Raw genomic sequence first — 24,586 nt, 5'->3', positions numbered from 1 at the left:
AAGTAGCTCCGTTATACAATTTTTAATGTTTTCATGTTTATAGCAGCTAGTGTGATATCGTTCCTGCTTCAGCCATTTACTATAGGTTCCTTTTTACCTTCTTTACCATTAGATAGTCTTTTCTCCACTCAGGGGATAATGGTCATGTTACTGGCAGCATATGCTGGTGCAATGTGGATGTTTCTCACCAGCGCTCCAAAGGTGCACACGGTGATGGTGTCGGATTTAGAAATAGCCCGACAGTTGTATGAAGGTTTACTGGATTTACCTGCGGCGGAAGTACCTTTACATTATTATTACAATTACGAACAAACCATTGGTGCGACTGGAATAGATCCGCTTTATTTGGGAAGTACCCCCACATACAATCGCACGAATAATGCTGCAGAAGGACTGTGGTATCAGCTGAAGAAAAACACTCAGCTACATGTTATTACGGGAGCCAGTTTGGGTAACAAAAATCAGCAGCGTCACGTTTGTTTTGATCGCGAATGCTTAGAAATGATTTTATTGCGGGTGGAAATGCGGGGTTTGAAGTTTAAAATTCGCAGCCGCAAGCCTTTAAATTTTTTAGTAAAAGACTATGAAAGGCGTGTTATTGAGATGGCTGAAATGGCAAATTAATCTTTGCTATGAGGGTGGGTTTTTCCCACCATTGCTATTTTCATAAGATAAAAACACTTGAAAAAATAAATTTTAAGCATTTTTATTGAACTAGTGGCGATCGCTTTAATATTATCTTCTGTATAGAACCAGTTTTGAATATATTAAGCAGTCGCCAGTCTTTTAACCATAAGTCTGACAAACAATTTTTTATACTTTTCTATAGCTTCTTGGTGACAACAGCAAATTCCTACCTTCTGAGTCAAATATGGAACCTGAAACATCTCTAACACTTCTAACACTATGAATAAAATCATAAACTTTTGGCTAAAAGTCTTATGCAGTAAGAATTTCATTTTTACTATGGTGAGAGTATTCAAAGAGGATTAGAAGCCTAAATTTAATTCACATTAGACATAATTTTGTTGCAGAAATTCTCTAGCCTCAGCAAATATCAGTATTATAAAGGTAGCAGCCTCTCATGAATTGCTAGGGGAGGAAAATATGAAAGATGATACATCAAATTTCTGGTCAGAATTAAGGATATCGCAGCTTAAAAATGAAATAAAGAAACTTGAAAGGGAAATAAAGGAGATCCAAGATAGAGAAGCAAAGCAGTCTGAAAGTGGAATAAAGGGACTGGAGTTTATTAAACAAACAAAGATAAATCTGGAAAAACCTATAATTAATGAACCAAACTACCCTAATTTCTCCTTTAAAGATGAAGTTTTAGAACAAAATCTTTTGGAAGAAAATCAATTTTCTCGACACAAGATTAACATAACAATACCAGAGGAAGAAACTGTAATTAATGATCAAATCTATACTAATTTACTCCCCGACAAAGATGAAATTTTGAAAATAAATAACCAATTTCCTCCGTACCGTACTGACACAAGTATACCAAGCTCGGGAATCGGTAAAAGTAAACAATATCCAACTAAAGTTAGTAATACTAACTTTATTACAATTTTATTGTGGTTAGCAGCATTTTTGCTAGCAATAAATTCCTGGTCCCAACAAAATATAAATGAGAAGGAACAGCAAAAAAACAAACAAGGTTATTTACAGAGAAATGTGCCTGTAGTTTTAGACACACAAACAGCATCGTTTTTCTAAAGAAGTTTTAACGGTAGCGTTTTTATATCCCAAGGCTTTTCTAACTCTGGGTGAATTCAGACTGCAGCTTCGGATTTGGTTGTTATCATATTCCTTATGAGTTAATAATTCAAAATATCCGTCAATTTCTCTAGTAATTCTTCTGCTAAATTTACGAAACTCACTACATCATATCCATTAGTCTTAGCTGAATTATTTCTTTCTACTTTTGAATTATGTAGCAAGAAATCTTTGATTGCAAAAATTTGCTCTGCTCTTTTCGAAAAACTTAAACACCTCTCTAATTCAGAGACTATCTCTGTTAAAGGTTTCTCCGCAAGTCTTTCCCATAATTTGACAGCAACTGGATCACCACTTTCTAAGAAGTTCGTAATATATTCTGTAATATTTTGTTCTTCTTCATCTTCGCTCCATTTTTCCAGCCAGTCTCCATCTAAGTCCTCAATATAAAAATGAGCAGCTTCAAAACCATATTTAATGATGTCATTCTGTAGTTTTTGGGCTGATTCTACAGCTTGTAAAAAATCTTCTAATCTCTCTTGACAGCCAGTTGGGTTATTTTTGACCATGATGACTTAGTTTTTTTGGAGCACTTAATGAAGAAAGATTCAATCTAAGTAACGAAAAAGACTTAAAGTTTTCAGAGTTGGGAACTCAGTTAACGAGGTGCTAAGCATTAGCGATTCTGTTGTTAATCTTCATCCTGAAACAAGATTATTTCGCAAACTGAAAGCATCCATGTGAGAAATAGTAAATACTGTAATTTTTACAAATACATTCACCTAAGATGTAAGTTCATATATTTGATAATCTTGAAATTCAATATATTGAGTAAAACTTTTGGAATGCAGCAATAGCGATCCGTCCTGTTTAAGGTTTATGTTTTATCTGACACTTATCAGCACTTAAGTAATTTCATTACATTAAATACAACAGATTGAAAAAAATATTAGTCAACAAGTTAGAGTAACCAATCCAATTTTGATAATTAAACTTTAAATAGAACCCAAAACTGTAATTTGTAGGGTTGTGTAAACATCAAGCGAAATTCCCCATCCCGTATTTCTCACCAAAATTCTTCAAAGATTTATGATTATGTACTCAATAACTCTATAGCCATTCAAAGTTACAGCCTTAACTAGCAGGAACACATGGAATCAAAATTGTTGTTTTTCATTTTGATTTAGAGACCCGCTCGCTAAAAAAAAAATCTATTTATTGGAAGCATAAATATGCTGGATTATATAGCTACTTACTTAAAATGCAACAAGTATGTTCACGTACACTATTTGTAACAGACTATCTTTGTTTTTCTACTGAATTTTATTAACACTAACTTCTAGAAGGAAACTGAGAATGCCTATTACGAATGAATATTTCATCCTTCATTCATTCTGACTCCTAAATTTTAAATTTTATGTTTCTGAAGAAACGTTTTTTAATAATCTCGAGAATAAAGTTGATAAAAAATCATTTACAAATATATTACATTAAAACTTTTCACAGATTAAACCTGAGATAAACACCAATCTTAAGATTATTACTGTTGTAAAGAGTTATGTTAGCGATTTTATTCACAAAATTAGGTTCTCCAGGATTGTAACTTAGAAATAACCCCCGTTCTATGCTCCAAAAACGTAGAGTATCTTCCCAATCATTAGATTTTTCTTGACAAAATTCTTGACTGAGAGTTGTCAATTGGACACACAATGAACCTTCTTGCCCAGCACTAACTATTATATCAGTAGACATTGAAAGGTCTATTACATAACGTTTAACTACTGTCCCACCACGCAGTTGAATTTCCTCAATCGCTGAGGCTATTAAATCTTCATCTTTTTGCTCAAATTTCCCAGCCATAAGTTTTCTTCGCCAAATATAAAATTTGGGATCTTTATGGTTTAACCATTGGGGAAACAAGTAATTGTACCAATATTTTAAAGTTGGATTTAGTGCCTCCAAAGCTAATTTTTGCTCTTCTTCCGAAGGTAAAGATTTAAATTTTAGCCAAGCTTCAGCATCCCTGATTATTTGCTCCAAAAACAAAATCAAGAATCTTTTTGCAGTCAAGGAACCTGTTTTTATATCTCCAACCCAACGATCGATTTCAATCAATCGTTTCTCCAAATTCGGATCGACAAGGGATGCTTCTTTTATGAGTTTTTTTAATCTTTTTTTAATATCTTTTGCTAGCAAAAATTAATTTACCTCATTCCCTGAATAAATTTGTTGTACTTGTATCTTTTTTACTACTGACTTGTATAAGTTTGACGGTCAATTGGAGAATTAGTTAAAGAATCAATTTGAGAGTAGTGCGTTAGGTATGACTAACGCACCCCAAATTTCATATCACTCAGGTTTATCAGGGTTTAATTCTTCTGTTCCTGATTTTTCTGGCTTGAGTAGGGGGAAAGCGATCGCATCACGAATACTGGCACAATCGTTTAACAGCATCACCAATCTGTCAATACCAATACCTAAGCCACCGGTGGGTGGCATTCCATACTCTAAAGCTGTGAGAAAATCTTCATCAACACCTTGGGCTTCTAAATCTCCAGCGGCTTTTCGGGCTGCTTGTTCCTCAAGGCGTTGGCGTTGATCGATAGGATCTGTCAACTCAGAGAAACTATTAGCGGTTTCCCGTCCGACTATAAATAACTCAAAACGTTCTACCAATCCGGGTTTAGAGCGGTGGGGCTTAGATAAAGGTGATATTTCTACGGGGTAGTCCACTACGAAGATGGGCTGAATTAATTTTTCTTCCGCTTTTTGCTCGAAGGCTTCATTTAATAACTTACCAATTGATGGGCAATCTTCTACACCTTCAATTCCCGCTGTTTTACATGCAGCTTTGGCTTCTTCCAAGGTACTAAATTCTTGGAAATCTAATCCAGTGTGTTCTTTGACTAGGTCGTGCATTGTTACCCGTCGCCAAGGGGGAGTCAAATCAATTTCTTGTCCCTGGTAGGTAATCTTCAAAGTATAGAGTGTTTCTTGGGCGACCGTGGTAATAATTCTTTCCGTCAGCGCCATCATATCATTGTAGTCGGCGTAGGCTTGGTAAACCTCAATCGAAGTAAATTCTGGATTATGACGGGTTGAAATTCCTTCGTTGCGGAAAATTCTTCCCAATTCAAACACTCTTTCAAAACCACCGACAATCAACCTTTTTAGGTGTAACTCCGTGGCGATACGCAAATACAAATCCATTTCTAAGGTGTTGTGGTAGGTAACAAATGGACGTGCATCTGCACCTCCAGCCTCGCTTTGGAGAACTGGAGTTTCAATTTCAATAAAATTCTGTTCTTCTAAATAGCGACGAATCCCCGCAGTAATTTGAGCGCGACGACGAAAAGTTTGCCGTACTTCAGGATTAACAATTAAATCTACATAACGTTGACGATAACGTTTAGAAATATCTGTTAAACCATGCCATTTATCTGGTAAAGGCAACAAAGATTTGGTGAGAATGGCATATTCTTTAACATAAATAGATAATTCGCCCTTTTCAGTGCGTTTAATTGTTCCTTTAACTCCCAGAATGTCGCCGACATCTGTAAGATTTTTCAGATTATTAAAAGCATTAGCATCAATTTCAGCCATACTTTCAGAAATACGTTTTTTCTCCAGATAAAGCTGAATTGTGCCAGTTTCGTCTTGTAAAGTGAAGAATGCTAGCTTACCAAAAACCCGACGTGCCATAATGCGTCCGGCAATGGAAACTTCTAAATTAACTTCTTCACCTTTACCTAAATCGGCAAAATTTTCTTGTAATAGCGCCGCACAATCGCTAGATTTCCAATTATAAGCATAGGGATTCATCCCTAACTGACGCAGTTTTTCAACTTTCTCTAGCCTTGTGGCTCGAATATCTTCTTCGGACATGGTTAATGAATTTTAGAAGGGAAAATTTCTCGGGGGAAAGATTTAATTATAAGACCCTGGGAAATTGTACATTCATTTTTATCTAAGTGTTTCAGATTGCTAAATTCTTTCCCAAGATTATCTTCTGGTTTCTGGAATTTCCTAGAGAGTAAGCAAATAAAAAAAGATGATTGTATGATTTCTGACTTTAAGTTTAAAAATGATTTCGTGATAATTTTAGAATCAGTATTTTAACTGTATTCAAGCATCAGTATTTATACACATCAATTAAATGATACAAAAACTGCTCTTAGCAAACTCCGTTCAAGAAATCACCTCTGAACTTGAAGCTGATATTTTTCTCTATAGTGCAGCAATTTCTGATGTAAATGCTGATAAATTAATTAATGAAATTAAGCAAACTATACCTAAAAGAAATAACGTTGCCTTAATTATGACCACCTATGGTGGCGATCCAGATGCGGCTTTTAGAATTGCACGTTATTTAAAGAGAAAATATAAACACTTTACTTTATTTGTATTTGGTTATTGTAAGAGTGCTGGAACTTTATTAGCCTTGGGAGCAGACGAAATAGTTATGTCTGACTTTGGCGAACTGGGTCCACTTGACATTCAAGTTACTAAAGACGATGATTTTCGCAGCGAGTCAGGCTTGGATATACAGCAAGCCCTATCTGTAATTAGTTCTCAAGCTTTTGAAATGTTTGAGAGTTATTTTTTAGATATTATTTCCAGTTCTCAAGCAGCTATAACAACTAAAACAGCTGCAGATATTGCAAGTTCCATGGCTGTCGAATTATTGTCTCCCATCTCCAGTCAAATAGATCCCCTAAGAGTTGGTGAGATGAACAGACTTATGAATATTGCTTTAGCTTACGGACAAAGATTAAAGCCCCAAGGTATTGAAGTAATTAGGGATTTGATTTACAACTATCCTTCCCATAGTTTTGCGATCGATTTTGAAGAAGCAGAAAAACTATTCGATACGGTTAGAGAACCCTATGAAGCAGAGTTATCTTTAGAAGAAGCAATATTTCCTTTAGTTCGTAAACCAGCATCGACTGATGTGATTGTAAATTTAGAAACTTTAGTTGAAGAAGATGACGACAATCAAGCCGAAAATTACCGAGGTAGCGAAGAAACTGAGGAAAACTCAATTGATTCAGACGATGGAGAGGATGAAACGTTTGAACCGAATGTATTACCCTTTGAGAAAAACAAGTAAGACTACCAAAAGGTAAAGTTTTAAGTTTTAATCAAAGTTGATCTATAGATTTGCGAGTAAAAATACAGCAATTTGCAGGGCGCACGTCAGTGCGTCCCTAGCAGCGATCAATCTATGGCAATACGGCAAATATTTAAATCAAATTAAAATCTGTATTACTCAATTCTGGGATACCTTCCAAATTCGCGAATTGTCCCCCTGCTCCCAAACCGAGTTCACTACCATTTTGGTTATAAAATAAGTTTCCTGTAGCCATGCTGTAAACAATCGATGCACTACTACTACCTACATCTGCATCATCTGTCACTAATGCAAATTCGCTTGGAGATAATAAATCATCCTCTAAACTTGCGAGTGCAAAAGTTTCACGGGACAAACTAATTTTATCGATCCCCGAACTGAAGTCTTTAATGTCGGTCATTCCAAAAACTTCTTTGTTGAAACCTAATCCATCATTCGGAGCAAATTCAAAGTGATCGCGACCACTACCACCAGTTAAAGTATCATCTCCTAAACCACCATTGAGGGTATCATCTCCATCACCACCATCAAGGATGTCATTACCAAAATCACCAAAGAGAAAATCATTCCCACCTTCACCGTAAACTAGATCACTACCAAAACCTCCATCTAAGGAATCATCATCTCTTCCACCTTTGATGGTGTCATTTCCCTCAGCCCCAGAAATAGTGTCATTTCCACTTCCACCCATGAGACTATCGTTATCTTCTCCGGAGAATCTATTACTACCACCAGTAATAGAATCATCTCCACTACCACCCATCAAGGTATCATTACCACCTTCTCCGCCGAATATTGTATCGTTACCTTCTCCACCACGGGCGAAATCGTTACCAAAGAATGTAGCTTGAATCAGATCGTTACCAGCACCACCGTAAAAGGTGTTATTCCCACTGGTGAGGAAGGTTTCACCACCTAAAAGAGTGTCATCACCTTCTCCTCCCATGAGGGTATCATCCCCTAAACCACCATCGAGAGAATCATCACCGTCACCACCAATTAAAAAGTCATCACCGTTGATCCCAAATAGCGAGTCGTCTCCTTTACCTCCATCGAGGAAATCATTCCCCCCTTCTGGAGGGTCAGCTTCATAAATGTCAGTACTGCTCTCACCGATGAGAATGTCACTTCCATCAAAACCAAAAATTCTGTCTGCTCCTCCCAAACCTCTAATTAAATCATTTTGTAGAGTACCGAAGATAATATTGGAATTTCTGTTTCCGGTAATTTTATTCATGTTCAATTTAAAAACCTTTAATAATTTAGTTGTGAACTACGATGGGTTGTATTGTGTGAGGGAGAGACAAAAAACAAAAATCCCATTCATTCGGCTTAGCTTCTACCAAATCAACGCATCAATCAAAATTTGGTAAAAATCTTATAACTTCAAAATAACTATAAAAAAAGAGGTCTTGGATCGCTCCTCAATCTCTTTTGCTCTAATTAAGCCATACAATAACAAAGCTACATTACTGAAACACCATATTTTTATAAAGATTGATATAAGAATGAATTTATAAGCCAACTTCATATAATGACTGAATTAATACAATCACAAACATAGTGATTACACTAATAATATTTCCGAATAAATGTATAATCAGTTTGTTTAAACAATTAATTTTCCTACTACAGCCATTAAATTCTTCACATCAAACTGAATAATCAACAGAATTAATCAGCCTCTCAAAGCAAGGAAATTAGGATACAAATATTAAGTTAATTTACTTGTAATCGATGTAAATATACTGATGTAAGTACTGAGTATGAAAAGTATCTTTTTTGTTAAATTTGATTTAGTGTTTGGACCTAGTTTTAAAGCGAAATACTTGTAATTTATAAAACAAGGTATTATTACTTTAGAAAATCAACTCTCTTTATCAAAAAAATATTAAAAAAAATATTAAACTATCCCTATTTATGAATTAGAGAGGATTTGGGGAGTTTCAACCAGCACAAAATACTTTCTCAATTTTTTTACAATTTCCCTCAGGGAATATAAAGAGTATTAGACCACCAAACGACCGATAAAAGCTAATGTAAACTAGTTTACTTGGCAAACTCATGAGTTTTTGCTAAATCAAGGTTATGCGTATTTTATTTTTACATCCTAATTTTCCGGCTCAATTTCGCCATTTAGCGGCAAAGTTAGCTTCAGATTCTAATAATCAAGTTATTTTTGGTACTAACCGTCGTGATGGTTCTATGAAAGGTGTTTATAAAGCAATTTATAGTCCTTCACGAGAAGTGCGACCGGAAACACATCATTACGTCCAACCATTAGAAAAAGCTGTTCTTCAAGGTCAAGCTGTCTATCGTTTAGCCGAAGAACTTAAAAAAAAGAATTTTATTCCAGATGTTGTTTACGGTCATTCCGGTTGGGGTCCCACTTTATTTATTAAAGATATTTTTCCTCAAGCGAAGTTATTATCTTATTTTGAATGGTTTTATCACGCCCATGGCTCGGATGCAGACTTTGATTCTACAGATCCATTAAATGCAGATAGTGAAGCCCGAATTCGCATCAAAAATGCTCCCATTCTCATAGACCTTTACAGTTGCGATCGCGGTCTTTCTCCTACTTATTGGCAGCGTCAGCAGTTCCCACCAGAATATCATAGTAAAATTACTGTCTGCCATGATGGTGTGGATACAACATATTTTCAACCAAAACCGGGAGCAAAACTAATCTTACCGGAAATAAATCTTGACCTTTCCCACGCAAAAGAAATTGTCACCTATGTGGCGCGGGGAATGGAACCGTATAGAGGTTTTCCGCAATTTATCGAAACTGTAGCTTTACTTCAGCAAAGAAGACCTGATTGTCATGTAGTGATTGTTGGTGAGGATAGAGTTGCTTATGGGAAACAGCTTCCCGATGGCAAAACTTATAAACAATTAATGTTAAATAAAGTATCTCTAGATTTAAATAGAGTTCACTTTACGGGTTTACTTCCTTACAATCAATACCTACAAGTTTTGCAAGCTTCCTCCGTTCACGTTTATTTAACTCGTCCATTTGTACTTTCTTGGTCAATGCTAGAAGCTTTATCTACAGGTTGTTTAATAGTTGCTTCTAGCACCGCTCCTGTTACCGAGGTAATTGAAGACGGTGTTAATGGCTTACTAGTAGACTTCTTCTCACCTGAGGAAATTTGCGATCGCGTAGAAGAAGTTCTCGACCACCCAAACCAAATGTCTTCAATTCGGGCGAAAGCACGAGAAACAATCTTAGAAAAATATGATTTAGCAAAGCTGTTATCCCAACATTTGGAGTGGATTCAAGAAGGGATTGGGGATTAGGAATTAGGGATTAGGAAGTAAATTCTTGTTCTTCTTGATTCTAGCTCCTTAATCCTGACTCCTGACTCCTAACTTCTGATTCCTAACTCCTGTTAGCGAAGCGATGCGCGACCTAGCGTAAGCGTACTGTAGGTATTGCGCATAATTCTGACTTCTGACTTCTGACTTCTGACTTCTGACTTCTGATTTCTGACTCCCAAATTCACACAATGTCTTTACGTTTTTGTAGAATCAACGCCACAATCAAATAGATTGCGGAGTGTAACAGTAAAATACCCCAGTTTAAACCTAAATTTTTCCAAGTAGCATCATATACAGAAGATGCAGTAAATATATCATCAAAAGATGGTGCACCTGGAGTTGTGCTAGGTATCATGTCATTGACATCAATGAGCGATCCATAAGCACCCATCGACCATCGACTAATTGTCAGCCAGCCCAGCTTCGCGGATATTCCTTTTAATTCAAATAAAACTCCCGAAAGAATTATTTGGGGAATCATAATTAAAGGCAAAATACTATTAGCCTCATTTTCATTTTTGACAGCAGCAGAAATCATTAAACTGAGACTAACACTGGCAAATAAGGTTAAAAAAGTTGTAATTCCCAAACCTAAAGCCCAAGGCATAAGATTATACTCCGGTCCTTTAAAACCAATTAAAACCGTTGCTGTAACTAACAGAGTTTGCAGGATGACTAAACCGGAACGAATGAGAACTTTTGAACCTAAGTAGGAAAATAAACCCAAATTAATCAGTCTTTCTCGGGCGTAAATTGCGGCTTCCTTAACAATTTCCCGTACCGAACTAGAAAGTCCCACCCAAATACCAATACAGCTAAAAATAAACAGTAACTTCAGTGCTAATGGTCCTTGAGTAATTTCTGCAGGATCTAATTTATTTAAGGGAGTTTCATCTTTTAAGATCCAAGCCGTTAAAGCAATCGCAATCGGACCTGATACCAATGAAAATATAATACTGGAACGATCTCGAAGAACTAATTGCAAATAACGCTTAGAAAGCAACCACAACTGCTTAAGTGGAGATATTCCCGTATGAATTCGATCGTCTGTTTTAAATTTACTTTCTTCACCTGGTTTTAGCTGCCTAGTAACATACTTTTGATATTGGGGAGATTGATGGTATCTCTGGGACCAATTATTAACTGTCTGGACTACATGTGCTGGAGCACCACCTTGGTCTAGTTTGATATAAATATCTGAGAAATATTTTAAATCTTCTGAAGGCATGTCAAAAAAGCTTAAAGCTTCCTTTGGTGGTCCAAAATAACATAGTTTCCCACCACGCCCCATAAATGTAATGCGATCGCAAACTTCAATATTTGCAGTAGCATGGGTAACTAGCACCACTGTTCTACCCTGATCCGCAAGTTCTCGTAGTAACCGCATCATTTCTTTGTCTAAACCAGGGTCGAGACCGGAAGTTGGTTCGTCCAAAAAGAATAATTTAGGATCGGCTAAAAGTTCAACGCCAATACTAACTCGCTTACGCTGTCCGCCACTTAAATTACGAATAAAGTTAGTTCTGACATGGGTCAGTTTTATTTGTTCTAAAGTTGTTTCTACAATTTGTCTAACATCAGTATCGGGAGGTAATCTTAACTTACACGCATAAGCAATTACTTCTTCAACTCTTAAATCGGGATGGACGATATCATCCTGGGGTACATAACCAATTTGCGAGCGATACAATGCCCAATTTTGACGTAAATTATCTCCATTCAGATACACTGTACCCGATGATACCCGTTCTATTCCCAACAATGATTTCATTAAAGTGGATTTACCCGCACCACTACCCCCCACTAAAGCCACTAACTGCCCAGGTTCAATAACTAACGAAATATCATTGAGAATAGCCTTTTCAGCCCCACCTTTGATTTTCACTTTGCGTGTGAGGCGATCAACATCAAGACGAATTTGACTACCACTATCCAGTAATTCTAATGAATCTGGAGAATAAGCCAAAGTAAAAGGACCAATGTTAATCCGATTTCCATTTCTTAATTGGAAACGTTTGGATATCCTTTGACCATCAACGAAAGTACCGTTGGTGCTTAAATCTTGTAAAACATGTCCACCTTTCGCATCTGGATAAATTGTGGCATGTAAGCGAGAAACAGTCGGTGCGTCCAACTCCATCGAAGAGTAATCATCCGTCCTCAGGGCTCGACCTATTTGTACTGGCCATTGCTTAAGATTTCTTAAGCCCAATCGCCGATTACTAGGAAGTGAAACTGGTTGGTCGCCGGGGTGATAATAAGTTAAGGTAATACGGTTATGAGGAGATAAGCCAATTTCCAGTTGCATCCCATCCCTGAGAATACAGCCTTCTGTCTGATTGATTCTAGCCCGATCTAGAAAGATACCATTTCGGCTAGGAGTAGAACCGTCACCATCAAAAATTCTGTAATCTTCCCCTTCTTTACGTAAAGTTGCTTGTTTTCGGGAAACAACTTCCCAACCAATTGGAACATCTAAGTCAGCCCATTCACGACCCCGTCCCAAGCGATGTTCTAATTTTTCTAAATCCAATCGTAGTCTTTGACCTTGATTTTCCAATTCTAAAAAAGGTTGTGGTCTAAAAAGAGTTTCATCGAATCTAGCAGTCATGACTGTTTTTTATTAATTGCTTTTATAATGATCGGGGACTGAGTATTTCTGTCAATATCTATTTATAAGTTTCATCTGCTAATAACATTTTTCCAGCAAAAATAAAGTTTTTTTGGTATTTACACCACCCGCTTCAAGTAACAGAGATAATTATTCTAAAACCTACTCCAAAATAAATTCAGTTTCATTCCTTTTACATAAATCTATTATGTTTTCCCGTCCTTTACTGCTATTGCAGTTATTAATATTTATTGGTATATCGATTTCGGGATGCTTTGGTGGTGCTGAAAAACCAAAAGTCCCGAAGAAATTGACGGTAGGTGTAGTTAATTATGGTGAAACCAAGCTTTCCCAACAACAATACGACCGTTTTAAAACCTATCTATCTACCAAAACACGATCCATAGTTGATATTGAGCCAACTTACAACGAATTACGAGCTATCAGACAAATTCGCTCGCGAAACTGGGACATGGTGTTTGCACCTCCCGGTTTAGCAGCGATCGCAATTGGTAAAAAGCGTTACGAACCTATATTTTCAATGGCGGAAATTAGCAGTGTTCAAACTCCTCTAATTATTGTCCGCGATGATAGTCCAATTCAAAAGATTTCTGATTTAGCTAATAAGAGCATTGCTTTAGGACAAAGAGGTTCTGCTGCCGGTTATTATGTTCCTTTATATGACATGTTTGGTCTTACCCTCAAAGAAATTAACTTTGCTTCTACCCCCAAAAAATTGATGGAATTAATTAGCCAAGGAACAGTTGATGCTGGGGCAATATCCAAAAAGAATTTTGAACGTTATCGACAAGTACAACCAAAAACAAATTTTAGAATCATACATGAGGGTCGCTATATTCCATCAGGAGTCGTACTGCTAGCACCAACAGTTGAAAGAAATCGCGAGCAGCAAATTCGCAGAGCAATGGAGGAAGCTCCAGCACATATTACTGCTGATGCAGGTTATGTGCCCAGCGCCAAAATTCCTAACTACAAACAATTTATTAAATTAGTTGAAAAAGTGAGACCACTCGAACAGCGGGTTGAAGAAACACCTGCAGTTTTACTTTACCCAGCAGAACCTACTGCCGCTAATTAATAATTTATCAAAGTGGGACGTAAACACAGTAGGAGTTAGCAGAACACAATTGTAGAAACGCCTTTTGAATATGTACGCGATCAGTCTGCACGAAGGCGTTTCTCAACAGAAATTATTAATAAAATATTTTATACAACGAAAAGATAGAATACCGTTTACAATTCAATGAGGTACATTTAGATGCCCAAAGACGCTTTCCCCACAACATATTACCTGTCATTCACCGAGTAGAAATCCACTACAAGTCATGTATTCATAACATTCAAATAATATTCTTGCTAAATTTAATTTTTAATCTACGTATTTATGAAAATTAATATATAAAACTTAATGGTTCGTTGTCATTTTTTTGTGGAAAATCACTTATAGGTACAGTATTCGTAAACAGTGCTTTATTAAGCACAGCTTTTTGAACATCCCTGGCTAACACTCGCTGCAGGAGACCCAATTTAAACTCACTTATAAGTATTTGCTACTCTTCTTAAGAGTTTCAAATTAATCGCTTAATTTTGAGCGTACAATACCAAATAATAACAACGAAAAAAATAATTATCTATTTTTTGCATAATTTTATGCATACCTTGCAGCGTCCACAACTATATATATATAAAACTTGATATAATCGGGAGCTTAATAAGATGTCTTATTCCCCTATAACAAAACCAGAAATTACCTCAGGTACTTTGGTTGATAATCGCTACATCATTGAGCGACTGTTAGGTCAAGGGGGTCTAGGGCGAACTTACCTAGCTTTTGATAGTCGGCGTTTCAATGAGCCATGCGTTCTCAAAGAATTCGCTCCAGTGGGAACTGGCTTAGGAGGTTTAGAAAAATGCCGAGATTTATTTAGAAGGGAAGCAAAAATTCTTCACCAATTGGAACATCCTCAAATTCCTCGTTTTCTGGCATGTTTTGAGGGGGATAATAGACTATTCCTAGTTCAAGAATTTGTAAATGGGAAAACCTACTCTACCTTGTTAGCAGAACGTCAAAGACAAGGTTTAACTTTTACTGAAAATGAGGTTATTGAGTGGCTAAAAAATTTACTACCTGTTTTGGAATACGTCCATCAGCATAATATTATCCATCGCGATATCTCTCCCGACAATATCATGTTACCTGATGGGAAAAATATACCCGTACTGATTGATTTTGGTGTCGGGAAACAAATTGCTGGTATTGGTCAAACACTTCAGACTGAAAGAAATACCTTTGTAGGAAAAGTTTCTTTGGTTGGAAAAGTTGGATATGCCCCCCGAGAACAAATTAGTTTGGGAATTTGTTCCCCTAGCAGCGATCTTTATGCTTTAGGTGTGACTGCAATCGTTTTGATGACAGCTAAAGAGCCATCATCATTGATGAACCAATATTCATTAGAGTGGCAGTGGCGTCAATATACTAATGTGAGTGATGCTTTTGCTAGAGTACTCGACAGAATGTTGGCTGATACTCCTAAAATACGTTATCAAACAGCAATAGAAACTCTCGCTAGTCTGGAAAATTTGGGTGCAGAAAATCGAGGTGTAAACAATCTGAATAATTCCTCTACATTCTTACAAAACCCTATATCCGGTACGCCCCCTACAGCATTTATTTATAATCCTGACAACTCATTTGCAGGAGTGCCAGAAAAGTCATATTTACCAGAAAATCAATCAAGGAATATTTCTTCAACAAATAGGAGATTTTACTCACCAACTCCGACAAATCAGGAGTTAAATTCACAATATCAAACCAATCGAGAATTTTACCCACAGAATCAAAGAAATCAAGGATTTCATTCACAAAATCCAACAAATCGAGAATTTCGCTCCGAACAGGGTACCGGGAAAATTTCTTATCTAGATGCAAACTTTATTCAATGTTGTCAAGAAAAATTAGCCTATCATATTGGGCCAATGGCAAATTTGATTATCGAAGATACTTTAGCCGATAATCCACATTTTTCACCTCAGCAATTTGTAGAGCTACTCGCGAATGAGATTCCCGATTCGCAAGCAGCAATTGAATTTATACGTAGTTTACTGAACTAATTATTTCGCTAATTTTTCCGTGAGGCTAAATTTTTTGCGTCAATTAATTAGCGTATAACTAGTAGCCAGAATTACCAGAATTACCATAGTTACCGGAATTACCATAGTTACCGGAATTACCGGTATTGGTATTTCCTGGTGGGCGCTTGAGTCTTCTCATTGCCATTTCTAGACTTAATTTCATACGTTTGAAAGCTTTAGCCAAGTTACCAATCTCGTCATTTGATAACTGTTCAAAATCAACGTCCATGTGTCCGGTACTAACTTCTTCCGCAACTCTAGTAATTCTTTTTAAAGGTCGGACTATTTGTCTATTTAGTAACAGATTTACTAAAAGAATAATGGCAACGAAAACAATAGAAACAATTCCTACAATTAGAAACGAATATTGATTTGCTTTCTGAATGACTGCACTTGCGGGGACAGAAATAATTTGGGCTCCTACAATTTCATCTAATTTCCAACCGAAACCACCTACAGGACCATAGTTTTTAATTTGAGTTTTTGGTGCCCTTTCAGGAGTATCATGACACTCTAAGCAACTTGGTTCTGTTATTTCCAAAGGACGGGCAATATAGAACATGTCAACTGCTGGTTCGGAACGAAATCCTTGCCACTCTTTTAATTTTCTGTTCTTCCTAAATTTTTCAACAATTTCTGTTTCGAAATCATCTGCTTTATCCCGAGGATTAGTAGGATTTAAGGTTGCTTCCTTGTAAAAATATTGCCCATATTTCTCTTTACTGCGTAAATTATTGAATACTTCAGTCGCAGAGTAAGCAGGAATAACTTGAGGTAGAAATTCTGTTTCTAACTTTTCATTTAATTCAGGTTTGATTTGTTCATTAGTGTATTGACGTACTGATGTCATTGTCTCCATCAATAAAAGACCAGTAGAAGCAATTTCTCTCTCAGCATTTTGTCTGAGAATTAGTGACAAAGACAAACCACAAAAACTCAACCCGAAAATGAGAATAACGAGTAAAATTATCGTGAATTTTTGTTTTAATTTGAGGTTTTTAAACATTATCTTCAATCATTCTTTGTAAGATATCATAGATTAATTTCAATTATTGCTGAATAGTTGTTGGTAACAGTCAATAATTATAGGCAATATAGTATCTAGTAGAAATAATACTATTTAATTCCAAAAGTTATATCTAAATTTTACACAAAGTTTTATATTATGGAGCCCGATTTAGGTTCTGTTATTAATTTTATTACTAAAGTAAACTCAAAACCAAAATCTCAAACAAAAAATATCATCTTTAGAACATAAATTAGAGATAGTTATAGCTGATTTTTAAAGAAGTATAACCAATTAAACTGAAAAATACTGAATTGAAAAATAAATATTGTCTTTACAAACCATCTAAATTGATAATTTATTTGCCTATTATTTTGTTGTATATAGAAATAAAAAAATATGAACAGGAGAAACTTATCATGTTTTGCTTGAAACACTAATATTTTTCATTAAAATTTTAAATAAAAGAACAAAAGTAAGGCTATTACTTGGAACTTAAAAGTTTCTACTCTGGAATTTACCAAAATCTGATTATTTCATATTGGCACTTGAAGTCAGATATGGATTTGTAGAGATACATGAGTAAACATTCCTATTGGTGAAAATGTTATGGTGTCCACAGAATGTCGATAATTCTTCACCCCTGAGAATATAGTTTTGCTTTCAGGTTGCACATTTAATAACTTCATAACCCTTGTATAGCAAAGGTTTTAGCTGAAGCCGAAAATGTCCTGTTTTCATTCGTTGCGAGGGAATTTAATACCTTTTTATTTTGTTAACAAAGCTACTTTGAATTTTAAATCCCCCTTGTGGGGCGCTCAGGTTATTTTTCAAGCACTTTGTCATCTAGGTTTAAGAAAAAATCAATAACTTCCCTTAAACAAAGCAGATAATAATTAAAATATAGCTGTAGTTATAAGTTATATTCTACCTATAAAGCTTGAAATTATATGAAAAAATAAATACCAGCAAATCAAAATTTATACTAATGGTCTGGAGTGCAGGAAAAAAATTATTTGGGGAACGTTACACTATCGTCAGAAAGCTAGGCGAAGGGGGGATTGGGATTACCTATCTTGCTGTTAATGAAGAAAATCAACCAAGGGTAATAAAAACCCTCAGACAAGAAGTTCTCAGCGATCCTCAATGGAAAACCCAGCAAAAAAAATTACGCCAAGATTTTCGTGATGAGGCAGTGCGGCTTGCTGTATGTCGCCACCCCCACGTAGTGCAAATCGAAAACATTTTTGATGATGGAGATTTGCCTTGCATGGTAATGGAATATATTGAGGGCGAAGATTTAGGACGTTACGTACAAAAAACTGGAGCACTCCCAGAGTCTGAAGCATTATTATATATCCGCCAAATTGGTGATGCACTAACAGTTGTTCATCGTAAAGGTTTATTACATCGCGACATTAAACCCCGCAACATAATGTTGCGTCGAGGTAAACCCGAAGCCGTATTAATTGATTTTGGAATCGCTAGAGATTTTATTCCAAATGTAGTTCAAAGACATACAGTTTATCGTACTCCTGGCTTTGCCCCACCCGAACAATATCAGCTAGAAGCAGCAAGGGGAGAATATATTGATGTTTATGCCTTGGCTGCTACTCTGTATAATTTACTAACCGGAGTTATGCCTACTAGTGCGGACGATCGCCGTCATATTCCATTACAACCACCACAAAGCCTAAACCCCAATATTAGCGACAAAGTAAATCAAGCAGTTATGCGTGGCATGGCTTTGAAAGCTAATTATCGCCCCGGTTCCGTACAAGAATGGTTGAATCTATTAGGTACTGATGGTGATGAGGGGCTACCAGCAGTTACTCCCACAAGAATTATTACTCCCGATGAATCTTCTCAAGTTCCCATCAATGCTGACGAACGGTCGCCTTCTCATCAATCACCTCCATTATCCTTTAGGCGTGCAGTTAGTTCTGCAAATGTAGAGTTTAATATATGGCAATGCACACATACTCTTGGGGGTCATGGAGGTCAAGTTCATAGTGTTGCTATTACTCCAGTAAGTCTGCAATCATCAAAAGGATTTTTAGATGCTATAGCAAGTGGTAGTAGCGATAAAACAATCAAGCTATGGGATTTAGGAAGCGGTCAATTATTACGAAGTTTTGGTAAGTGGTTTTTTGGTCATTCCAGTTTAATCCATCAGGTAGCATTTAACTACAATGGTGAAGTGCTTGCTAGTGCGAGTTGGGATGAAACCATTAAATTATGGCAAGTAAATTCTGGTAAAGAAATTCGTACTCTAAAGGGTCATACAAATAGTGTTAATTCAGTTACCTTTAGTCCCAATGGCAAATTATTAGCAAGTGGTAGTGCAGACTTTACAATTAAATTATGGGAAATAAATACCGGTAGAGAAGTTACTACATTCGCAGGTCACTGTGAATCAGTTTGGTCAGTTTCATGGAGCCCATTTCCGGTCAACTTCTCCAATGGATTCGGGCTTTTGCTTGCTAGTGGTAGTGCTGATTTTACAATTAAATTATGGGAAATAAATACCGGTAGAGAAGTTTCTACACTTGAAGGTCATTCTTTATTTGTCAATACCGTAGCTTTTAGCCCCAACGGACAACTACTTGCAAGCGGTAGTAGCGACAATACCATTAAAATTTGGGATATTAGTACAGGCAAAGAAATTTACACACTTGAAGGTCACTTTGATTCAGTTTGGTCATTAGCATGGAGCCCAGACGGACAATTACTTGCGAGTGGTAGTTGGGACCATACTATTAAAATTTGGTTAGCAAGTTCGGGTAAAGAAATTGCTTGTTTAGTAGGTCATGATAATTATGTGCGATCGGTTGCGTGGGGTCGGGGTGGACGAACAATCGTAAGTGGTAGCGATGATGCAACGATTAAAATTTGGGAAAGAAGGTGATATCAAGTCAAAAGTCAAAAAAAGATTTAGATTTAGGGTAGGGTGTGTTAGGCGCATGAGTATAAATCTTTTTTGTTACCTCTTTAAAAGTGCCATAACACACCACCCAAGGATTTTAAGCTTCTAAGACTTGCAAGGGTGTGACGGTCTACCTACCACATTCTCAATATACAAAGGTGTATTACATCCACAAGAATGCATGTTTTTTTTCGCAACGTAATCCACCACAGTCCAATGATTGCGATCGCGCCGAGAACTGATAGTTTGAGCAATCAACATAAACTTCTACCTTGAACAGTGTCATTACTAACTTAATTATCGCTTTGTATCTTTGTGTGTTGCTTCACTTTGTATTTTGTAAACTGATTGCTATCATGCGCCAAAGATAAATGGTTAAAAATTTCTATGCTTAACAAGAATCTAAATATTTTCTGATTCTGACCAATATCCGTTAAAAATAGTGTTCAGTAACAATAGGGACTAACTATTATTATTATGTCTGAAGCAAACATAGAATCAATTCTTCACGAAAAGCGCATTTTTCCTCCCAGTTCTGAGTTTTCTCAAAATGCCCATATTAAAAGCCTCGAAGACTACCAGCAACTCTATGAAAAAGCAAAATCTGACCCCCAAACCTTTTGGGCTGAACTTGCAGAACAGGAGCTAGACTGGTTTCAAAAGTGGGATACGGTGTTAGATTGGCAACCACCTTTTGCCAAATGGTTTGTTAATGGCAAGATTAATATTTCTTACAACTGCCTTGACAGACATCTGACAACTTGGCGCAAAAATAAAGCAGCTTTGATTTGGGAAGGTGAACCAGGGGACTCTCGGACTTTAACCTATGCCCAATTACATCGGGAAGTGTGTAAATTTGCTAATGTCCTCAAGCAGTTGGGTGTTAGCAAAGGTGACACAGTCGGCATATATATGCCGATGATTCCTGAAGCAGCCATTGCAATGTTAGCCTGTGCCAGAATCGGCGCGCCACATAGTGTGGTATTTGGTGGTTTTAGTGCAGAAGCTTTGCGGGACAGACTCAACGACGCCCAAGCAAAAGTGGTAATTACCGCTGATGGTGGTTTCCGCAAAGATGCAATATTTCCCCTTAAGCCTCAAGTTGATAAGGCTTTGGAAAATAATGCAGCCCCGAGCGTGGAAAATGTTTTGGTGGTACAGCGATCGCGTCAACAAGTAAGCATGAAAACTGGACGCGACCATTGGTGGCACGATTTAGAACCTAATGCCTCGGCTCATTGTCCAGCCGAACCGATGGATAGTGAAGATATGTTATTCATTCTTTACACTAGCGGTAGCACTGGTAAACCAAAGGGCGTTGTTCACACCACGGCTGGTTATAATCTCTACACCCATATGACCACCAAATGGATTTTCGATTTGCAGGAAACGGATGTATATTGGTGTACTGCTGACGTTGGTTGGATTACTGGTCATAGTTATATCGTTTATGGTCCTCTTTCCAACGGTGCGACAACATTAATGTATGAAGGTGCGCCCCGTAAATCCAATCCGGGTTGCTTTTGGGATGTAGTAGAAAAATATGGTGTAACGATTTTTTATACTGCACCAACAGCCATTCGTGCTTTCATCAAAATGGGTGACAGTCATCCCAAGTCTCGTAATCTTTCTTCTTTGCGTTTATTGGGAACCGTAGGCGAGCCAATTAATCCGGAAGCTTGGATGTGGTATCACAAAGTAATTGGTGGGGAACGTTGCCCAATAGTAGATACTTGGTGGCAAACTGAAACTGGTGGAGTAATGATTACACCTCTACCCGGGGCAATTTCTACTAAGCCTGGTTCGGCTACTCGTCCCTTCCCTGGAATTGTTGCAGATGTCGTAGATCTAGAAGGAAACTCTGTACCAAATAATGAAGGTGGTTACTTGGTAGTACGTCATCCTTGGCCCGGTATGATGCGAACTGTGTATAATAACCCAGAGCGCTTTCGCCGGACTTATTGGGAATATATTACTCCTAAGGATGGAAAATACCTCTATTTTGCAGGTGATGGAGCCCGTAAAGATGAAGACGACTACTTCTGGGTAATGGGTCGTGTAGATGATGTAATGAATGTATCAGGTCACCGTCTAGGAACCATGGAAGTAGAATCAGCTCTGGTTTCACATCCATCTGTAGCAGAGGCGGCTGTTGTTGGTAAACCTGATGAAATCAAAGGTGAAGAAATAGTTGCATTTGTAACCTTGGAGGGTGGATACGAAGGTGATAATGAATTAACTAAAGAACTTAGAAAACATGTTACAGAAGAAATAGGTGCGATCGCTCGTCCGGGAGAAATTCGTTTTACTGATGCTTTGCCAAAAACTCGTTCCGGTAAAATCATGAGACGGTTATTACGCAATCTAGCAGCAGGTCAAGAGGTGTCAGGCGATACCTCAACTTTAGAGGATAGAGGTGTGCTGGATAAATTGAGAGGAGGAGCCTAATCTTCCACGGTTTTTATTTTTAAATAAAGATAAACTATTTTGAGGTTGCTGTTAGCGTGGGCGATACAAAAGTATTATTTATCAGTGTCCCCAGACAAGATATAATTTCTTCCGGATAAGCTTGTGCTAACAGCAACTCTTTTATTTTGTTTCGGTGCTTGCAATACTACCTCTCTAAAAAAAACTATTAATTAACACACCTGTTATTGGTTTGGATTATAAGTTGGGTACCTGTTTGCAGAAGCTTTAATGATATGTACCAAATCTTATCCGAAAATATATTAGTATTTTGGGTAATACATGATGCTTACCCTATACTTATGGGAAGATATGTCAAACAGTTAAGTAAAATTTAGGATTTGCTTGGGAATATTTTAGATGAAAGATAGATTGGGAGAAAAAGGTGAAGAAATATTCGTCGCTTTAATGACGGAATCTCACTCTGATAAAGGTGCCATTTTTAAACCAAGATACTTGGATGATAAATTGCCCTATGTTGATTATATTGTGGAGTTGTTAGGGGCAGGACAATCAGCACCTTACTTTTTTGTGCAAGTTAAATCTACAACACAAGGTTGTACAAAAAAACAGAATCGCTTGAAGGTTAAATTTTCCCAAGAATCTGTGCGGGGTATAGCTTCATATCCAGCCCCTACTTACATAATCGGTATTGACGAAAAGGAAAAAACTGGTTATCTAATCTCTGCTAATGGAGAAGAGCTTGGTTCGATATCCAGTCTTCCGACAATTTTCCCCATCGATATGCAAAACCGGGGGGTTCTTTGGAATGAAGTCAATGATTTTTGGTTTAAGTGCAGCAGAAATAAAATCAAATGGAAATTTGTCGAACCTGAGGATGAGTAGAGAAAGTAAAAAGTAAAAAGTAAGGAGTAAGAAGTAAGGAGTAAGAAGTAAGGAGTAAGAAGTAAGGAGTAATAAGTTAATGAGTATACTTTTTATCCTTACTTATTTATCAAGTTTACGCGCTCAAATCGCTGTAAGATTGATATCTTCTGCTAGTATCCGCTCGCAAATTTCTTGTCCATGTTTGTACAACGCAGATAAACCTTCAGGGGTTGCATTTGTAAAATCAACTCCAAATTCTTTGGGGTCTACATCTGGTTTGATAATGTGGATGTCAACTCCTCGATAATTTCCAGGAATTTCCTCTAGCTGAAACATGTCTCGATATAGAGTACCCGATTCGTTAGCAATCGCGATGACTTTTTGATAACCAGCTTCAACCATTTCAATCGCGGGACACAAACAGGTATAGGAAGCATCTACATAGGGTTTTCCATCAATCCAAGCCGGGATATCCCAATCATGAAGCATTCGCGAGGTTGCATATGCGACTTCTTCAAAATTATTTGTATCTAATTTGGAGGTGTATCGTACATCTCGCTCACAATTATGTATCGTCTCTCTCCCAAGATTCTCCAATTGCAATAGAATATTTTCTGACTTGTTACTAAACATCTTCATTTGCAAGTTTTCATCTACCCAACTACGATCTTTTTTTGCTGCTGATAATAATAAACGTCTTCCCAAACGTCTAAATTTTTCGCCTTGAGTTTCTTTCGCAGCTTCTGGGGTGATTACTGCACTTGTCGCAATAAAATAGGCTGGTCTTTCTGGCGCAAATAACTCTTCTTTCGGGGGACTAAAATTAGTTATTCCCCCTTTTACTACTTGACTAATTCCCATATCTGGTTGTCCTAGAGCTTGTAAACCTGCAAGCCAATAATCGACCCCTAGTTCGCTAGCTTTCTTTAAAACAGCCCAAGCGGAAGGTATTACAGATGAAGATGCTGCAGCATAAGCATTTGCAAAGATCCCATTAGCTTCCAAAGCGCTCAATATACCGTGAGCGAAAGCACCTTTGAAACTACCCGATGCACAAGCTATTGCTAATGATTTATTTGTCATAGATCCAGTTAATTTGCTTTACCTGTTCGACTTAACTCACGCTTCCGCATTTTTGCTAAGATTCGTACCCTGCGCTTAAATTCTTGAAAGTCTTGATCGCTAAGTTTTGTTTTTCCCCATACAGGGCGTTGCATTTTGTGAGTATTTTTGTAGTTTGTGAGTATTTTTGTAGTAATTTATCTGGTATTTTTACTGGACGACCATTATCTGTACTAATAGACCCGTCCAAAATATTAATACAGGTATAAAAAAATGGTAGAAAGGAAAATTAGTACTCTACCATTTTGATTAAAATGTCGATTGTCTTCGATTATATTCAAAAATATCCTCAAAGAA

General features: G+C 37.0%; 18 protein-coding genes. 9 read left to right on the top strand and 9 right to left on the bottom strand.

The genetic code is table 11. From position 1 onward, the window contains the following. Nucleotides 1-33 precede the first annotated feature (33 nt). Nucleotides 34-624 (top strand): hypothetical protein, encoded by a 591-nt coding sequence (locus QNJ50_RS17565; RefSeq protein ID WP_027841443.1) that lies wholly within the window; start codon nt 34-36, stop codon nt 622-624. 483 nt (nt 625-1,107) lie between these two features. Continuing rightward, on the top strand, nt 1,108-1,722 hold the full coding sequence (locus tag QNJ50_RS17560) for a hypothetical protein (RefSeq protein WP_300637521.1): 615 nt from the start codon (nt 1,108-1,110) through the stop codon (nt 1,720-1,722). Nucleotides 1,723-1,823: 101 nt separating this feature from the next. Here the strand turns inward: QNJ50_RS17560 and QNJ50_RS17555 are convergent, their stop codons facing one another. The 3 genes from QNJ50_RS17555 to lysS all read right to left on the bottom strand — a co-directional run bounded on the left by QNJ50_RS17555 (nt 1,824) and on the right by lysS (nt 5,607). After that, nucleotides 1,824-2,291 carry a hypothetical protein gene (locus tag QNJ50_RS17555; protein ID WP_300637519.1) on the bottom strand — a complete coding sequence of 156 codons (468 nt, stop codon included), beginning with the start codon at nt 2,289-2,291 and terminating at the stop codon, nt 1,824-1,826. Between the two features lie 931 nt (nt 2,292-3,222). Further along, nucleotides 3,223-3,918: a hypothetical protein gene (locus QNJ50_RS17550; protein ID WP_300637517.1), complete on the bottom strand. Its 696-nt coding sequence runs from the start codon at nt 3,916-3,918 to the stop codon at nt 3,223-3,225. 153 nt (nt 3,919-4,071) lie between these two features. Beyond that, nucleotides 4,072-5,607 (bottom strand): lysine--tRNA ligase, encoded by a 1,536-nt coding sequence (lysS, locus tag QNJ50_RS17545; RefSeq protein ID WP_300637515.1) that lies wholly within the window; start codon nt 5,605-5,607, stop codon nt 4,072-4,074. 271 nt (nt 5,608-5,878) lie between these two features. Between lysS and QNJ50_RS17540 the strand changes: the two genes are divergently transcribed. Further along, nucleotides 5,879-6,832 (top strand): hypothetical protein, encoded by a 954-nt coding sequence (locus QNJ50_RS17540; protein WP_300637513.1) that lies wholly within the window; start codon nt 5,879-5,881, stop codon nt 6,830-6,832. Nucleotides 6,833-6,965: 133 nt separating this feature from the next. On the opposite strand, the gene QNJ50_RS17535 is transcribed toward QNJ50_RS17540, so the two are convergent. After that, on the bottom strand, nt 6,966-8,090 hold the full coding sequence (locus QNJ50_RS17535; protein ID WP_300637511.1) for a calcium-binding protein: 1,125 nt from the start codon (nt 8,088-8,090) through the stop codon (nt 6,966-6,968). 851 nt (nt 8,091-8,941) lie between these two features. Here QNJ50_RS17535 and QNJ50_RS17530 point away from each other — a divergent pair. Then, complete coding sequence (locus QNJ50_RS17530; protein WP_300637509.1) at nt 8,942-10,156, top strand: glycosyltransferase family 4 protein; 1,215 nt, start codon at nt 8,942-8,944, stop codon at nt 10,154-10,156. A gap of 202 nt (nt 10,157-10,358) precedes the next feature. On the opposite strand, the gene QNJ50_RS17525 is transcribed toward QNJ50_RS17530, so the two are convergent. Next, nucleotides 10,359-12,788, bottom strand: a complete 2,430-nt coding sequence (locus QNJ50_RS17525; protein WP_300637507.1) for an ATP-binding cassette domain-containing protein — start codon at nt 12,786-12,788, stop codon at nt 10,359-10,361. Nucleotides 12,789-12,996: 208 nt separating this feature from the next. On the opposite strand from QNJ50_RS17525, the gene QNJ50_RS17520 reads away from it, so the two are divergent. Both QNJ50_RS17520 and QNJ50_RS17515 read left to right on the top strand, forming a co-directional pair. Next, entirely contained in the window at nt 12,997-13,887 is an 891-nt protein-coding gene (locus QNJ50_RS17520; RefSeq protein WP_300637505.1) for a PhnD/SsuA/transferrin family substrate-binding protein, read from the top strand. Between the two features lie 638 nt (nt 13,888-14,525). Next, on the top strand, nt 14,526-15,920 hold the full coding sequence (locus tag QNJ50_RS17515; RefSeq protein WP_300637503.1) for a serine/threonine-protein kinase: 1,395 nt from the start codon (nt 14,526-14,528) through the stop codon (nt 15,918-15,920). A 58-nt stretch (nt 15,921-15,978) separates the two neighbouring features. Here QNJ50_RS17515 and QNJ50_RS17510 read toward each other — a convergent pair whose 3' ends face one another. After that, on the bottom strand, nt 15,979-16,947 hold the full coding sequence (locus QNJ50_RS17510) for a DUF3365 domain-containing protein (RefSeq protein WP_300637501.1): 969 nt from the start codon (nt 16,945-16,947) through the stop codon (nt 15,979-15,981). 988 nt (nt 16,948-17,935) lie between these two features. On the opposite strand from QNJ50_RS17510, the gene QNJ50_RS17505 reads away from it, so the two are divergent. Then, nucleotides 17,936-19,855, top strand: a complete 1,920-nt coding sequence (locus QNJ50_RS17505; protein ID WP_300637499.1) for a serine/threonine-protein kinase — start codon at nt 17,936-17,938, stop codon at nt 19,853-19,855. Nucleotides 19,856-19,978: 123 nt separating this feature from the next. On the opposite strand, the gene QNJ50_RS17500 is transcribed toward QNJ50_RS17505, so the two are convergent. Next, the gene (locus QNJ50_RS17500) at nt 19,979-20,134 is read right to left on the bottom strand and encodes a hypothetical protein (RefSeq protein ID WP_300637497.1); all 156 of its coding nucleotides are present in this window, start codon (nt 20,132-20,134) and stop codon (nt 19,979-19,981) included. 216 nt (nt 20,135-20,350) lie between these two features. Between QNJ50_RS17500 and acs the strand changes: the two genes are divergently transcribed. Further along, nucleotides 20,351-22,321, top strand: coding sequence for an acetate--CoA ligase (gene acs, locus QNJ50_RS17495; protein WP_300637495.1), 1,971 nt, complete (start codon nt 20,351-20,353; stop codon nt 22,319-22,321). Between the two features lie 378 nt (nt 22,322-22,699). Next, on the top strand, nt 22,700-23,185 hold the full coding sequence (locus QNJ50_RS17490) for a DUF4365 domain-containing protein (protein ID WP_300637493.1): 486 nt from the start codon (nt 22,700-22,702) through the stop codon (nt 23,183-23,185). A gap of 123 nt (nt 23,186-23,308) precedes the next feature. On the opposite strand, the gene QNJ50_RS17485 is transcribed toward QNJ50_RS17490, so the two are convergent. Next, nucleotides 23,309-24,250 (bottom strand): hypothetical protein, encoded by a 942-nt coding sequence (locus QNJ50_RS17485; RefSeq protein WP_300637490.1) that lies wholly within the window; start codon nt 24,248-24,250, stop codon nt 23,309-23,311. An 8-nt stretch (nt 24,251-24,258) separates the two neighbouring features. Next, nucleotides 24,259-24,384, bottom strand: coding sequence for a hypothetical protein (locus tag QNJ50_RS17480; protein WP_300637488.1), 126 nt, complete (start codon nt 24,382-24,384; stop codon nt 24,259-24,261). Between the last annotated feature and the right edge of the window lie 202 nt (nt 24,385-24,586).

The organism is Mastigocoleus sp. MO_188.B34 (assembly GCF_030065675.1).
GTDB lineage: Bacteria > Cyanobacteriota > Cyanobacteriia > Cyanobacteriales > Nostocaceae > Mastigocoleus.
This window is presented reverse-complemented; position numbering and strand designations above follow the sequence as displayed.